The following is a 16,606-nucleotide window of genomic DNA, read 5'->3' on the forward strand; positions in this document are numbered from 1 at the left end:
TCGAAATAAGAGAAAAACTTACGCTTTAGGTCTTTTTTTCAATATAAAAAATAATAAATTATCCTTATAAATTAATATCTTAAACAATCATAAAACTATAGGGAATTTTCCCCATTTATAAAATACATTTAATTGATAAATTTTCCTGATTTTGGAAATCCTTTTGGAACCAAACGCCCAACTCCCGCACGCGTTCCCATCCATTCAAAGAGATCGTCCGCCTGACGGTTAAAGATTCGTTCAGCTGTATCTTGCCAACTTAAGCCTTCTGATAAATTAAAAGTCTTGGCATCAACAACACCACCTTCTTTATAACGCTGTAAACGAACACCTTTACCGCGATTCATTTCTGGTATTTGTTCAATAGAAAAAATAAGCATTTTACGGTTTTCACCAACTACAGCCACATGATCACCATTTACCGGAACACAAAGCTTTACCTTATCAGGAGCTTTCACATTCATCACTTGCTTTCCTTTTCGTGTATTGGCGATCACTTCTGCAGAAGAAACAATAAAACCATTACCGTGAGATGAAACCAAGAGCAATTTTTCCTCGGCGTGATGCACAAAAGCTGTGAGAACATCGTGCTCATCATCCATATCAACTAAAAGACGAATAGGTTCACCATGTCCCCGCCCTCCAGGTAAACTATTTGCACCAATAGCAAAAAACTTTCCACCCGTACTGATCAGCACAATCTTGTCGGTTGTAAATGCCGGAAATGCTAACTTTAAACTGTCTCCTTCTTTAAAAGAAAGCGCTTTATAATCGGTCAAATGTCCCTTCAAAGCGCGCATCCACCCCTTTTCAGAAATAACAATAGTAATCGGTTCTTTTTCGATCATTGCTTGTTGAATATCATCAAGATCATGTCTTGGTGCCTCTTCAAACGTCGTACGTCTTTTCCCCAAGAGTGTTTCAGGACCAAAAGTGTTTCGAACTTTTTTGATTTCTTCTGAAATTATTTTCCACTGTTTTATAGGAGAAGCTAACAAATTCTGTAGCTTTTCTTTTTCAGCTTTCAAACTTTCAAATTCTTTACGAATTTCAAATTCCTCAAGCTTACGCAAAGAACGCAAGCGCATATTAAGAATAGCTTCAGCTTGATTTTCTGTTAATTCAAACCGATTAATCAGCTTCTTTTTCGGTTCATCCTCTTCACGAATAATCTGAATGACCTCATCGAGATTTAAATAGGCAATAAGATATCCATGAAGAATTTCCAATCGGCTATCAATTTGATCAAGCCGATAATGAGAGCGACGAATAAGCACTTCTTGACGATGTTCAAGCCATTGCTGCAAACTTTCTCGTAAAGAAAGAACATTGGGTATTTTTCCCAAAGACAAAACATTCAGATTGAGGGGAAATCTTACTTCAAAGTCAGTCAATTTAAAAAGAGACTCCATAAGGAGCTCCGGATCAACCGACCGATTTTTAGGAACCAGCACGATTCTGATATCTTCTGCTGATTCATCTTGGATATCCTCAAGCATTGGCAATCGGCGTGCAAGCAATAACTCTGCTGTTTTTTCAATAAGACGTGACTTTTGAATCTGATAGGGAATTTCAGTTACAACAATCACATAAGAACCACGGCTACCAGATTCCTGATGCCAACGTGAACGCAAGCGAAAGAATCCACGCCCAACACGATAGGATTCCTCAATACTTTTTTTAGGTTCAACTAAAATTCCCCCCGTCGGAAAATCAGGACCAAGAACAAATTGATTTAATTCCTCATCATTTACATCGGGATGCGCAATCAAATGGAGTGCTGCATCACAAAGCTCAGCAACATTATGGGGGGGAATAGATGTTGCCATACCAACAGCAATACCAGAAGAACCATTTGCTAAAAGATTAGGGAAAGCTCCTGGTAAAACAACAGGCTCTTCATCTTCCTCATTATAGGTTAAACGAAAATCAATAGCATTCTCATTAATTCCTTCAAGTAACAATGCAGCCACTTCAGTCATACGTGCTTCCGTATAACGCATGGCAGCAGCATTATCACCATCAATATTACCAAAATTGCCTTGCCCATCAACCAACGGATAACGAACAGCAAAACTTTGAGCCAAGCGCACCAAGGCATCATAAATAGATGCATCCCCATGAGGATGAAATTTTCCCATGACATCACCAACAATCCGCGCACATTTCGCATAAGACTGTCCAGGATTTAGTTTGAGAAGACGCATCGCATGAACAATCCGCCGGTGGACCGGCTTCAATCCATCACGTACATCAGGCAATGCACGGTGTGTAATCGTAGAAAGTGCATAAGCCAAATAACGTTCCTGTAAAGCAGAACGTAATTCTATTGGTTCAATATGTTCTTTATCAAAAGGTAAATTCATTTTATCAGACATAGTATTAAAACAACAATTCCCACAATAATAAGAAATTATTTTATAGGATTTATTTAATGAAATCTTCTATGAGTCGACTTTTTTATTAAAAGTCAATTACATAAAAACAAACGCTGCAATTAGAACATGAACAGAAAATTATATCAATTTGAAAAATTTATACATGTCCTTCCCCCTTGTCCTAAGTAATTTATTGAAAGCTTTGTCAAATTCGACGATAATTTAACTGCCCACAAAGAGTTATTTCATCTTTTCTGAAATGACAAAAGCACCTTTCAAACATCATCTTTTATTATAAAGATAAATTGTATAACAACCCCATTCAGTTTTTCTACGAAAAACCAAAAAAATGTTCAAAGCTTATGAAATTTAAACTTTTCAGAGTAAGTCCATAGAATGGAAAACCACATTATTCTCATAAAAACGAAGAGACACAATTCTCTGCTACAACGTTATAAAAACTTCAATAAAAAATAAATAATATATTGACATATAAAGATAATTAATTTTTTTTAACTAAAATGAGGCTCCCGAATATTATAGAATTCTTTTATTTCTAATTTATTCATGATCAAGCAATTATAATTATTTCCTCACCTATCACAAGGGGAAAAGCCACTATAGAAACAAGGAATAAAAATGCCTCATAAAGAATCAACACAATAGCGTTTTGCCTATCTAAATTTCACAAACAGTACACGCACACACCGTTGACTCTTGAAAGGCATCAAAACTTCACTCTACGTAGAAAAAGACGAAAACAATCCATTATCAACTTATGAGCTATTTTTGTGAGTAGGAGCCATGCGAATTCCTAAATCACGTAATTGTGTAGGAGAAACATCAGACGGAGCGCTCATTAAAAGATCAAGCGCCTGTTGGTTCATAGGGAATAAAGCAACTTCACGCAAATTTTTAACACCTTGTAACAGCATAATAATGCGGTCAATTCCCGCAGCCATGCCACCATGTGGCGGAGCCCCATAATGGAATGCACGATAAAGACCACCGAAACGATCTTTCACAACTTCCTTAGAAAGTCCTACAAGTTCAAAAACTTTAAGCATCATTTCTGGTAAGTGATTACGAATTCCACCTGATGCAATTTCATAACCATTGCAAACAAGATCATATTGAAAAGCTTTAATAGTAAGAGGATCTTGGCAGGCAAGGGCATTTTCTCCCCCTTGAGGCATGGAAAAAGGATTATGTCCAAAATCAATCTTTTTTTCATCTTCATTCCATTCAAAAAATGGAAAATCAACAATCCACGCCAAAGAGAAACTATCTCTATCAAGAAGATCTAATTCTTCCCCTACCCTTGTGCGTGCTGCTCCGGCAAAAGATGAAAACTTTTTTGGATCGCCAGCTACAAAAAAACAGGCATCCCCACTTTCAAGACCAAGCTGTATACGGATTGCTTCAGTCCTCTGTTCACCAATATTTTTGGCGATAGGCCCTGCTCCTTCAAATTTTCCTTCTTCTTCACGCCAGAAAATATAGCCGAGCCCTGGTTGCCCCTCGCCTTGTGCCCATACATTCATACGATCACAAAAAGCACGACTTCCACCCGTTTTAGCTGGAATAGCCCACACTTGTGCATTCTCATCATTCGCTAAAATTTGAGCAAAGACTTTGAAACCAGAATTATAAAAATGCTGAGAAACATCTTCCATAATGATCGGATTACGCAGATCAGGCTTATCAGAACCATATTTTCGCATTGCTTCATCATAGGAAATGCGAGGAAAGCTTTGTGTCACAGTCTTTCCATCTGCAAATTCTTCAAAAATAGAACGCATAATAGGTTCCATAGTTGCTAAAACATCTTCTTGCTCAACAAAACTCATTTCAACATCTAATTGATAAAATTCACCAGGAAGACGGTCGGCCCTTGGATCTTCATCTCTAAAACATGGAGCAATCTGAAAATAACGATCAAAACCTGACATCATCAATAACTGTTTATATTGCTGTGGTGCTTGCGGTAGCGCATAAAATTTTCCCTGATGAACACGACTTGGAACCAAAAAATCACGTGCACCTTCCGGCGATGAAGCTGTCAAAAGTGGCGTCGTAAATTCCGTAAAACCATTATTTTGCATAGCTCGTCTCATAGCCACAATAATTTCAGTCCGACGCATGATATTTTTGTGCATAGTCTCCCGACGCAAATCAAGAAAACGATATTTTAATCGAATATCTTCTGGATAATCAGGCTCACCAAAAACCGGTAAAGGAAGCTCATCAGATTTTGAAAGAATTTCTACCTCTTGTGCAAAAATTTCAATCTCACCTGTTGGAAGCGTTGCATTAATAACCTCATCAGAACGAGCACATACCTCCCCATCCACACGAATAACCCATTCAGAACGCACTTTTTCAATAACTTTAAAAGCTGGTGAAGCAGGGTCAGCAACAATTTGTGTGATTCCAAAATGATCACGTAAATCCACAAAAAGAATCCCTCCATGATCACGAACACGATGAACCCACCCCGAAAGACGAACTTGTGTTCCTACATCACATCTACGGAGAGCCGCACAATGATGACTGCGATAACGGTGCATGTTTTTTGCCTTTGATTATAATATTCACATGCGCTACAAACGCTTTTTAATAACCATTTGTCAAGATATGAGAATAAAAACTCAAAAATAAAGTCAACAAAGGACAAATTTAATTTATCGAATTATAATAAAATGATGAATCTTATTACACAAACAACAGATCTTGAAATTGCACTTAACGCTCTACGTACCTCTAATTTTGTAACAGTCGATACTGAGTTTATCCGCGAAACAACTTTTTGGCCTCAACTGTGTTTAATACAGCTCGCCTCACCAGATGTTACAGTTTTGATTGATCCCATAGCACCAGATATTGATTTACAACCATTTTTTGACCTTATGGTCGATAAAAAAGTTGTAAAAGTTTTTCATGCTGCGCGCCAAGATATTGAAACAATTTATCATCTTGGAGGTGTTATTCCTTCCCCTCTCTTTGATACGCAAATAGCAGGATCCATTTGTGGATTTGGTGATTCTATCTCCTATGATCAAATTGTACAACGCTGTACAGGGCATCATCTTGATAAATCCTCCCGCTTTACAGACTGGAGTTACCGCCCTTTGTCTGAAAAACAACTGCTCTATGCACTTTCCGATGTAACTTACTTAAGAGATGTTTACTTGTTATTGAAAAAAAGGTTAGAGAAAAATCAACGAGCTCACTGGATGGATGATGAAATAACAATCCTTTTAAATCCTAAAACCTATGATATGCCAGAAGATGAAGCATGGAAAAAAGTGAAAGGAAAAATTAAAAAGCCACGTGAACTTGCTGTATTACAAAAGATAGCAGCTTGGCGGGAACGTGAAGCACGAAAATACAATATGCCACGTCGTCATATCATAAAAGATGAATGTCTTATAGAAATAGCAACCCAACAACCAAAAGATGAATCTGCATTAAAACGGTTGCGCAGTCTTAATAAGAACTGGGATAAACTCTCAATTGCTCAATCATTAATCAAAGCTGTCCACGAAGGATTAGAGGTGGATCTTTCTACTTTACCCCCCATTCCTAAACATAATCCACTCAATGATACGACAGCCGCTGTTATCGATCTACTCAAAGTGTTATTAAAAATTGTTGCAAATGAAAACAGCATTGCCCCTAAAATTATTGCAACATCTAATGATTTAGAAAAAATTGCCAATGGAGGAATAAAGAAAAATATTCCCGCTATGAATGGCTGGCGCTATGAAATATTTGGACAAAAAGCCGAACAACTGCTAAAGGGCCAGATAGGGTTTTACTTTAACGATGGAAAAATAAGCACAAAACAGCTTTAATTTACATTTTCATTTTGAAAAATCCATTACGCTACTCATTATCTACATCAATTGGTATGCCCTATAGGCCAACGCAAACAGGATAAATAAAGCCTACTTCTGACAAAGTTAAAAAATTAAATAGTAAACTCTTATTAAAATGATAGCTAAATCTTTATCAGGTCAATTAAATAGAAATCCCATTAAAAATAATCTAAAAAAACAGACAGTTCCTTATTTAAAAGTTTTGAAAAAAAAAGTTCTGATAATAAAAGCGCATTCATTACAAAAATAGCAGCCTAGAAATAGGAACAAACAAAGATATAATGCCTCACGTCACCATATCCGTATTAAAAACTACCAAGATTGCAATCTAACAATCAAAAACGAGCCAGCATAACAACTAAAATACCTAACAAAAGCAATATATTGATTTCTAACGATAATCTAGCGTTATTTATATTGAATTAGACCTCCGAATATCGTAAGATTCTCTCATTCCATCTCAATAAGACTCATAAAGTTTCACATAAGAAATTATATGATAAAGCGCTGTTTTTTATAAATTAAACACCTTTCAAAGGATTCGAAAATCATGGTTAATAAATAGTTGTGATTTATTTCTATTTTTTATAGTGAAAGGATTTTATAATGACTGAAATGATATTCTTTTGACAGACCGTGAAAGTGCAAAACTGTTTCATATGAGTATTTCAACATTCCAGCGTCATGTAACCAATGGATCTCTCCCAAAATCTTTAAAACTTGTTTTTTATCGCGTTGGTTACAATCGTAATCTTATGAAGATAATCGAGCAAGCTAAACAGAAACGTTATAACGACACAGCATAAAAAGAAAACCTTTTCACGTAAAAATGGACAAAACTTTTCATTTTCACATGAAGCTTATGAAGTGAAAAATCCATCCTGTGATGCAAGTAACAGAATAAAAAAATTATGTTTTCTTTTATGAATGCTTAGGCATTACAAATGCTTTGCGTGGTGTCTAGCATGGGCGTTATGGAACAAGTCCTATTGTCCAGCTCATGATGATAGGCTACCTAGTTTATCCCTCGTCAATGGCCCTATTATTAAGACATAAAACACGAATAAATTAGGAAAAAAATCAAAAAATTTCAAAAGCGAGAGGTTGTTTTATTATTTTTGATAACTTCTGTAATCGTCCAAGAGGACGTTCTCCTAATAACCCAGCGTAATTCTTTGGGATCTGCAGGATAATATGATCTGCTTTTTTATGCCACAATAAATGAGGTAAAATTCCTGCAACAGAAGCACTAAAAAGATGAGCAATACGCATAGTTTCGCCAAGAATACGTGCTTTTTCAATTATATTTTGAGTTGCTAATTGAAAAATGGGAAGAGATTCTTTATCAACCAATAAACTCGTATTGCGAAAAAAAACAGCAAGCGCCGCATAAAGGCGCCCTTCATGAGAAATTCCTGGATAAGATCCTAAAGCTATTTGATTTGCTGCTTCATTGCCTCGATAATCTGGATGTATACGCCAACCAATATCCGCAAGAAGACAAGCGGCTTGACGATAACGGCATTCATTTTCGGTTTCTGAAATTCCAAAAACTTCAAAAGCATTCGTCGTAAAATCAATGAGTTCTTCTGCTTGTTTTGGTGAACGTGCCCGTAAAATAGCCATTTCTGTGCATGCTGCAATGAGAGGATCTGAAAGTCGAATCGCCTGCGGCAATCGTGAATAAAGAAAACCTTCACGAACGCCAGCACCAGAAAAGATTATCTTTTCAAACTCCATACACTGAATGAGTTCAATAAGAACTATTGCCCCATAAGATAAAAGTTTTCGACGGTTCTGAGAAACCGCTGCAATCCCTCTCATATTATCAATATTGCCACGTGCTACAAGACGTAAAAAGTTCTCCATTTCAACAGCATCAACTTCATAGCCATGCATAACAGGGAGCCGATAGTGTTTCATTGCCATATGGAGTTTTGCCAAATTACGCCATGTCCCCCCTACTGCATAAAAATAACGTGCTATACCTTTACGAGCACGAACAACAGACGATTTATAAAATTGCTCATGTACAATTTTTGTAGCTACAGCACTATCATTATTTGACATATACTGTAGCCTTAAACCACCCAATGGGAGCGTTATCCCTTCACCAACATCAGAATGATCAATATCAATCAGCTCAAGACTTCCACCACCAAGATCCCCAGAAATACCTTTTGGTTGATAAAAAGTAGACACAACTCCATATGCTGAATACATAGCTTCTTCACTTCCTGAAAGAAGATATATTTTATTTTGCAAAATATCTTCAGCATGCTGAATAAATGCTACGCCATTCTGTGCATCTCGTGCTGCTGCTGTTGCTAAAGTATAGACCTCATCTGCCCCAATCTGTCGACAAAGCGTACGAAACCGTTTCAGTGTTTGCAACGCCATTTTCATCGATTTTTCTTCTAAAAATCCTGTTTTCGCCACACCATGACCGAGACCACAAAGAATCTTTTCATTAAATAAAACTGTTGGTGATCGAACAAGCCCCTCATAAATAACCAACCGAACAGAATTTGAGCCAATGTCAATAACAGCAACAGGCTTACGCCCTTTTAACCGACCTTGAGCATCTCTATATGTCATTGGATTTTAGTCTTTATGTATTTCAGCTTGTTGCCGATGCAACGCAACCAAGCGCGAAACAGAAGACTCAAAAGACTCATTTCCCCCCGCAAAACTTGTATTGGCCATAAAATACTCCTGCGCATTAAATAGACTTTCACCTATCTGCGGTGTAATACGTTTTGATGTTCCATCCTTAAGTATATCAAAGCTTTGTTGATTATCAATGATATTAGCTAACATAATCTGTAAAAGAATTTTTTGACGCACTATTTTATTAAAAACCGGAACCAATATTTCAATACGATAGTCCAAATTACGAGGCATCATATCAGCAGAGCCTAAGTAAACGAGTGCATTTTCATTAGGCAAATCTTGACCATTCCCAAAACAAAAAATGCGACTATGTTCAAGAAAACGCCCGACAATTGATTTTACACGAATATTATCCGAAATTCCTAGAATACCAGGACGTAAACAACATATCCCCCGCACAACCAAATCAATTTGCACCCCTGCTTGACTGGCACGATATAAAGCATCAATAATTTCAGGATCAACCAATGCATTAACTTTCATCCAAATAGCAGCAAACCTTCCCTGTTGTGCATGAACAATTTCTCCCTCAATATGCTCTAAGATACGACCACGCAATGTTAAGGGTGAAAAAGCAATCTTCATTGTTTCATTTGGACGCTCATATTGCGCAATATAATTGAACAATAACGCAACATCATGAGCGATATCATCATCCGTGGAAAAAAAAGAAAGATCGGTATAAGTTTTAGCGTTAATGGGATGATAATTTCCTGTCCCAAGATGAACATAAGAGCGAAGACGTTTTCCCTCACGTCTCACAGCTAATGACATCTTAGCATGCGTTTTTAATGCAATAAAACCAAAAATAACTTGAACCCCAGCACATTCAAGATCCCGGGCCCAACGAATATTTGCTTCCTCATCAAAACGTGCTTTAAGTTCTACCAAAGCAGTCACAGACTTTCCCTGTTCAGCTGCTTCAATCAAAGCGCCAACAATTGGACTATCATTTGATGTACGATAAAGTGTTTGTTTGATTTCCACAACATCAGGATCGCAAGCAGCTTGACGTAAAAATTGGACAACAACATCAAATGTCTCATAGGGGTGATGAATCACAATATCATTTTCACGAATAGCCGCAAAACAATCTCCTTTATGTTCACGAATACATTCTGGAACACGAGAAATATAAGGAATAAATTTGAGATCATCACGGGGAATAGAAACAATTTCTGATACCGTATTAAGCGCTAAAAATCCATCAAGAACATTAATACAATTATCAGGAACAGCGAGACTATTCGCTATAAATTGGCGTAAACTCTCTGGCATTTTTGCGTCAAACTCAACTCGAATAACCTGCCCACGGCGCCGCCTTTTAAGAGCAGTTTCAAAAAAATGAACAAGATCCTCAGCTTCTTCTTCTACTTCAATATCACTATCTCGGATTACTCTAAATGTACCAATTTCTTTAACCTCATAGTTAGGAAATACATATTTAATAAAAAGGCAAATAACATCTTCAGATGCAATAAAACGAAAATGATTACCTTCTTGAGGAAGAAGAACGAAACGCCTTAAAAGCATTGAAATAGACAACAACACTGTGGGTGAGTTCTGATCAGTTTCTCCAGACAATTGAAGCGCAATAGAAAGCCCTAAATTAGGAATAAATGGAAAAGGATGAGTAGGATCAACAGGCAAAGGTTTTAAAACAGGAAAAATTGTCTCAAGAAAATATTTTTCAAGCCATGACTTTTCAATTTCTGAAAGATCATCAGAGCAAATAATTTCAATATCATACTTTTTTAATTCATCACGTAAAACATTCAATTCTCGTAGTTGGTGAGCCTGCAGCTTTGAAATCTCAGCTAATACAATATCAAGTTGTTCCTGTGGAGTGTGCCCATCTGCACTGCACGCTGTAACGCGAGCACGAATTTGAGCTGCTAGTCCTGCAACACGAACCATAAAAAACTCATCAAGATTTGCAGCTGAAATAGAAAGAAATTGTAGACGTTCTAATAAAGGATGTTTCGAATTAGCCGCTTCCATCAAAACACGATTATTAAATTGTAGCCATGAAAACTCTCGATTAATAAACCGTACCGGATTTTTCATTGTTATATTCGATATAGAAATTTTATCTACCACCCTCTGTTCCATATATCCTAAATAATTTTCTTTTATATTTTCTAAAATCCTTGACGAAATATCTCACATAACATTTGATAATATGTTATCATCATAATAATATATCAATGCCTAACTTCCCTCATCATTTTTCCATTTAATATTTAAAAATACTTGGAATTATTGCTATGCGCAAAGCACTAAAAGTAAGACAACTATTCTAATATAGCATAAAAGAAGAGAAATTTGTCTTAAAAAGCATCTTGCATTATTATACGCTTTATTACAAACTCACGCCTATAAAATAGAAGAGCCCAATCATAGCTGATGAGAAAATTTATTCTGGAGTTTGTATGCCATGGCTGATCACAATATTCCTCATTTCCAAAATGACCTTGGATATAAAACAATCGAAATTGGTGTGAAAGAATTTATGTGTGTAGGCGCTACACACCCATTCGATCATCCTCATATCTTTATCGATATGGGAGCAGCAGATGAGAAAATTTGCCCTTACTGCTCAACCCTTTATCGTTATGTTCCCTCGCTATCATACGATCAAACAAACCCAACAGGATGCTTATATCATCCAGAAAAGCTATTATAATTGCGTTTTTTGGCTTTCTTAATAACCCCTCTTTTAATTCTGCTTGTTTAATATGAAATCATTTGTGGAACAATCACCCATCATCGTTGGAGGAGGGATTGCTGGTTTAAGCACTGCTTTAGCACTCGCTCATAAAGGAATTGCAAGCACCATTATCGAAAAGTGTAAGCAACTTGAAACGATAGGCGCTGGTATTCAACTGACACCAAATGCAACATCTATTCTTGCTCGCTGGAAACTTCTTAACAAACTCACTGAAGTCGCGACAATCCCATATTTTCTTGAGTTAAAAGATGGATTATCTTTAAAAATACATCTACGGGCTCATCTTATTAATCTAACAGAAAAATATTGGAAAGCCCCTTATATGACGATTCACCGCGCGGCTTTACAAAAAATTTTATATAATGCAGTGATTGAAAATCCTTTGATCAAATACAAAGTAGGCGAAACGATTGTATCTTCTACCCAATCTGCAAGCAACATTAAAATCACGACAATAAAAACAGATACGGCAACAGAACAGCTTTATTCAACGCCCCTCCTGATCGGATGTGATGGCGTTTGGTCAACATTACGGCAACAATCTCCTTTTCATGAAAAAGCAAATTTTAGTGGCTTTATTGCTTGGCGTGCAACAACAACATCTGATAATCTTCCTCAAAACTTTCGTTCTTCATTGCAAAATATGAAGACAATTACGGCTTGGATGGGATCAAAAAATCATCTTGTTGTCTACCCCATTCAATCGTCAGAAAAAATTTTTAATTTTGTCGCCATTACGCATGGAGAAAATTCAAAAGAAGGATGGGCCCATAAAGGAGATAAAGAAAAACTCAAATCTCTTTTTAAAGATTGGAATTCAAAAATCTTAGAAATCTTTGATCATATTGATGAATGGAGCTATTGGCCACTCTTTCAAATGAAACAAAATCGTTTTATCGGTTTAGAGAGACAAGTATTTGTTGGCGATTGCGCACATGCTGCCTTACCTTTTGCAGCACAAGGTGCCGCTATGGCAATCGAAGATGCCGCCACATTAGCAAAAGCACTTTCATTGAAAGATTTTTCATTAACGAAAGCACTTTCGCTTTACGAAACAATACGCACCCCCCGTATTGCAGCAGTAAAAAAACGCGCAGATTTCAATAGATTAGCCTATCACGCAACCGGTCCCATAGCAATTGCACGCAATCTCATGATGAAAATTCGTACACCAGAGAGCATTATGTCAGATCTCAATTGGCTTTACATGTATGATGCGATGAATTCTATAAAAAATAATGATAAAAACTTATAAAATTCTTCCGGCACTTTGAATATTACGAAAGAACGAGATTTTTTTAATTTTATGACACTAAAAAAATATCATAATTTACTCAAATAAAAGCAATATTTTTCGAAATCTACAATCCGATTTTAAAAGCTCAATTTTTAGCTCTCCTAAAAGCAAAAACACCACTCAAAATCAGCTCCCATCTTTAATCTTTTTTTAACTCAATTCTACATCAACAACACCCTGAATTAATTTCATAGCATTTGCGACATGTGAATTTACCTTATATCGCTTAGGAAGCGCAATTTCGACTTCTCGCAATCCATCCTCTTGAATTAAAATAAGCCCAACCTCTCCATTCCCCCCAAGATTTAAATTTTGTTCAATTTGTGGAAGCATATCAACTGTTTTTATAAAAAGACGCATCATTTTATGCTGTTGTAATGATTCATTTTCCAAAGACTGAATTGTTTCAATTCGCAAACTAACTCCTTCAGAACGATTTTCTGCGCTCACCGTAATAATAAAAGATTTTCCGGGTTCTAGCATCTCTTCATAATCCGAGAGTGCCTCAGAAAAGAGAACTGCTTCATATTGTCCACTTGTATCAGAAAAATGAATAATTCCCATTTTTTTACCAGATTTTGTTTTGCGCACGCTTTTTGCCACAACAGTTCCAGCAAGCCGTGCAGCTGTTGCTCCTCCTTTAACGGCATTGGCAAAATTACCCCAAGTCTGAATGCGTTTTTTGTCCAGAATAGCTTGATACTCCTCCAAAGGATGCGCAGAAAAGTAAAAACCTATAGCTTGAAATTCTCGATAAAGTTTCTCAGCCGGCAACCAAGGGGTTGTTTGCGATAAAATCAATGGTTCTTTTAATCCGCCTGCCATTCCAAATATATCAACCTGCCCGCTAGAATTGTCATCGAGAATACGAAGTGCACGCGCATGAAGGGTTCCAAGATTGGCTAATAAAACCTCACGTGCAATGTTAAAACAATCAAAAGCACCAGCACAAACTAAACTTTCCATCGCACGCTTATTAACAATACGAGGATCAACACGCGCACAAAAATCTTCCAAATCCTTAAAAATCTTATTCCCACGACAAGAAACAATATGATCTACAACAGTTTCTCCCACACCTTTAATGGCAGCAAGAGAATAATAAATACAGTTATCACCAACCTCAAAAACACGATGAGATGTTTGTATAGAAGGTGCAATAACTTCAATACCCAACCTTAATGCTTCGCGTCGAAAATCATTGAGCTTATCTGTATTCGTCATATCATATGTCATTGAAGCAGCTAAAAACTCAACGGGATAGTTTGCTTTCATATAAGCTGTTTGGTAAGAAACAATTGCATAAGCAGCAGCGTGCGATTTATTAAAACCATAATCGGCAAATTTTGCTAAAAGATCAAAGATAATATCAGCTTGATCTTTATCCACACCACCTGCAACAGCTCCATTGATAAAACGCGTACGCTGTTTTTGCATTTCAGCATGAATTTTTTTCCCCATAGCACGACGTAGTAAATCAGCTTCTCCAAGCGAATAGCCAGCAAGAACCTGAGCAATCTGCATCACCTGTTCTTGATAGACAATAACACCTTGTGTTTCTTTAATCAGATGATCTATCTTAGGATGAATAGAAGCAATTTCCTCTTCCTCATGTTTGCGTGCATTATAGGTTGGAATATTCTCCATTGGACCTGGACGATAAAGTGCAACCAGCGCAATAATATCTTCAATACGGTCTGGCTTCATTCCAATCAACGCCTTGCGCATACCAGAACTTTCCACCTGAAACACGCCAACCGTTTCACCACGTGCCATCATAGCATAGGTTGCTTCATCATTCAGAGGAATATTTGATAAATCTATTTTAATCCCCTTTCTGGCAACAAAATCGACTGCCATTTTCAAAACAGTAAGCGTTTTTAATCCAAGAAAATCAAATTTTACCAGCCCCGCCTGTTCCACATATTTCATGTTAAATTGTGTAACAGGCATATCAGAACGAGGATCACGATACATCGGGACAAGCTCCCAAAGTGGACGATCTCCGATAACAATCCCAGCAGCATGAGTTGAAGCATGACGATAAAGTCCCTCCAACTGAAGTGCTATATCTAATGCGCGGCCAACAACGGGATCTTTTTTCTTTTCCTCTTCAAATTTAGGTTCATCCTTAATAGCATCAGCTAATTCTACCTGACTTCCTGGCGTGGCAGGAATTAATTTTGTAAGATAATCCACCTGACGATAAGGAACTTCTAAAACACGCCCCACATCACGCAAAACTGCACGTGCCTGTAACTTACCAAAGGTAATAATTTGAGCAACTTGATCACGTCCATATTTTTTTTGAACATATTGAATAACTTCTTCGCGCCGCTCTTGACAAAAGTCGATATCAAAATCTGGCATCGAAACACGATCTGGGTTGAGAAAACGTTCAAAGAGAAGAGAAAACCGCAAGGGATCCACATCAGTAATTGTCAATGCATAAGCAACAAGTGAACCAGCACCAGAACCCCGTCCTGGTCCAACGGGAATGTCATGAACCTTTGCCCATTTTATGAAATCTGAAACGATAAGAAAATATCCAGAAAATTGCATACGCGTAATAACTGAAATTTCATAATCAAGCCGCTGTTCATAATCTGCAATCGTATACCCTTCAGCCAACCCTATTGTTTCAAGCCGCATCTTCAAACCAACTTTAGCCTGATTTAACAACTCACTATCTTCTATTTCTAAAGTAGTTTCTGAATTAACAGATTGTTCTATAAAACGAGGCAATATCGGTTTTCGAAGAGGCGAGGCAATATGACAACGCAATGCAATTTCAACACTATTTTCCAAAGCTTCTGGAAGATCAGAAAACAGTGTAACCATTTCATCTTGTGACTTCAAATAATGATCTGGTGTCACACGTTTGCGATCTGGATTAGAGACAATTTGTCCTTCTGAAACAGCCATCAGCGCATCATGCGCTTCATACCCTTCTCTTTTCAGAAAAAAGGCTTCATTCGTTGCTACAAGAGGAATTTCATGCGCATAAGCCAATTCAATAAGATCAGCTTCTACTCTCCGGTCATAAGAGCCATGCCGTTGTAACTCCACATAAAGACGATCAGCAAAAGATTTTTTCAAATAAATTAAGCGCTCAACAGCATGTTCTTTTTTCTCTTCTGCCAAAGAAAGATTAATAGGTCCTCCCTTTCCACCCGTTAAAGCGATTATGCCATCACTGTGTTCTGACAACCAATCAGCTTTAATATGAGGAGGATCAGTATCACACTTATCAAGATAAGCACGGCTCACAAGACGAACCAAATGAGCATAACCGGTTTCGCTAGCAGCCAAAAGAACAATAGAGCAAAAATCAGAAGGATTACGCCATTTAGCCAAACGTGAATGATCATTTTCATCACAAAAATCAACAGTAAGCTGACAACCAATAATAGGTTGGACCCCATGAGAAAGACAATGCTGTGAAAATTCCAAAGCACCAAATAAATTATTGGTATCGGTAATAGCAACCGCTGGTGCATGATCTGAAATCGTCTGTTGAATAATTTGGGGGATTTTTAAAGCCCCTTCGAGCAAGGAATAAGCTGAATGCACTCTCAAATGAATAAAGCGAGGAAGAGAATTTTTGTTCTCTTGCATTTGCATTTTATTTTTTACCACTCTCACA

8 protein-coding genes and 1 pseudogene are annotated in these 16,606 nt (G+C 37.1%); 4 read left to right on the top strand and 5 right to left on the bottom strand.

The window, feature by feature from the left end; translation table 11 throughout:
• Nucleotides 1-128: 128 nt before the first annotated feature.
• Entirely contained in the window at nt 129-2,378 is a 2,250-nt protein-coding gene (gene parC, locus ACFIMG_RS08805) for a DNA topoisomerase IV subunit A (RefSeq protein WP_375679233.1), read from the bottom strand.
• A 776-nt stretch (nt 2,379-3,154) separates the two neighbouring features.
• Nucleotides 3,155-4,948 carry an aspartate--tRNA ligase gene (gene aspS, locus ACFIMG_RS08810; RefSeq protein WP_375679232.1) on the bottom strand — a complete coding sequence of 598 codons (1,794 nt, stop codon included), beginning with the start codon at nt 4,946-4,948 and terminating at the stop codon, nt 3,155-3,157.
• A gap of 132 nt (nt 4,949-5,080) precedes the next feature.
• Between aspS and rnd the strand changes: the two genes are divergently transcribed.
• Nucleotides 5,081-6,235 (top strand): ribonuclease D, encoded by a 1,155-nt coding sequence (gene rnd, locus ACFIMG_RS08815; RefSeq protein ID WP_375679231.1) that lies wholly within the window; start codon nt 5,081-5,083, stop codon nt 6,233-6,235.
• Between the two features lie 644 nt (nt 6,236-6,879).
• Nucleotides 6,880-7,065: pseudogene (locus ACFIMG_RS08820) on the top strand (helix-turn-helix transcriptional regulator).
• Nucleotides 7,066-7,339: 274 nt separating this feature from the next.
• On the opposite strand, the gene ppx reads toward ACFIMG_RS08820, so the two are convergent.
• Entirely contained in the window at nt 7,340-8,857 is a 1,518-nt protein-coding gene (gene ppx / locus ACFIMG_RS08825; protein ID WP_375611538.1) for an exopolyphosphatase, read from the bottom strand.
• A 6-nt stretch (nt 8,858-8,863) separates the two neighbouring features.
• Complete coding sequence (locus ACFIMG_RS08830; protein WP_375679230.1) at nt 8,864-11,044, bottom strand: RNA degradosome polyphosphate kinase; 2,181 nt, start codon at nt 11,042-11,044, stop codon at nt 8,864-8,866.
• Between the two features lie 325 nt (nt 11,045-11,369).
• On the opposite strand from ACFIMG_RS08830, the gene ACFIMG_RS08835 reads away from it, so the two are divergent.
• Both ACFIMG_RS08835 and ACFIMG_RS08840 read left to right on the top strand, forming a co-directional pair.
• The gene (locus ACFIMG_RS08835; protein WP_375611536.1) at nt 11,370-11,618 is read left to right on the top strand and encodes a zinc-finger domain-containing protein; all 249 of its coding nucleotides are present in this window, start codon (nt 11,370-11,372) and stop codon (nt 11,616-11,618) included.
• A 52-nt stretch (nt 11,619-11,670) separates the two neighbouring features.
• Entirely contained in the window at nt 11,671-12,918 is a 1,248-nt protein-coding gene (locus ACFIMG_RS08840) for an FAD-binding protein (protein WP_375679229.1), read from the top strand.
• A 192-nt stretch (nt 12,919-13,110) separates the two neighbouring features.
• Here ACFIMG_RS08840 and dnaE read toward each other — a convergent pair whose 3' ends face one another.
• Nucleotides 13,111-16,578 (bottom strand): DNA polymerase III subunit alpha, encoded by a 3,468-nt coding sequence (gene dnaE, locus ACFIMG_RS08845; protein ID WP_375679242.1) that lies wholly within the window; start codon nt 16,576-16,578, stop codon nt 13,111-13,113.
• Nucleotides 16,579-16,606: the final 28 nt, after the last annotated feature.

This window comes from Bartonella sp. AP11XZML (assembly GCF_042196445.1).
Classification (GTDB): Bacteria; Pseudomonadota; Alphaproteobacteria; order Rhizobiales; family Rhizobiaceae; genus Bartonella.

Coding starts and splice junctions, on each gene's coding strand:
- parC (WP_375679233.1), bottom strand. CDS start 2,378: ATGTCTGATAAAATGAATTTACCTTTTGATAAAGAACATATTGAACCA.
- aspS (WP_375679232.1), bottom strand. CDS start 4,948: ATGCACCGTTATCGCAGTCATCATTGTGCGGCTCTCCGTAGATGTGAT.
- rnd (WP_375679231.1), top strand. CDS start 5,081: ATGATGAATCTTATTACACAAACAACAGATCTTGAAATTGCACTTAAC.
- ppx (WP_375611538.1), bottom strand. CDS start 8,857: ATGACATATAGAGATGCTCAAGGTCGGTTAAAAGGGCGTAAGCCTGTT.
- ACFIMG_RS08830 (WP_375679230.1), bottom strand. CDS start 11,044: ATGGAACAGAGGGTGGTAGATAAAATTTCTATATCGAATATAACAATG.
- ACFIMG_RS08835 (WP_375611536.1), top strand. CDS start 11,370: ATGGCTGATCACAATATTCCTCATTTCCAAAATGACCTTGGATATAAA.
- ACFIMG_RS08840 (WP_375679229.1), top strand. CDS start 11,671: ATGAAATCATTTGTGGAACAATCACCCATCATCGTTGGAGGAGGGATT.
- dnaE (WP_375679242.1), bottom strand. CDS start 16,578: ATGCAAGAGAACAAAAATTCTCTTCCTCGCTTTATTCATTTGAGAGTG.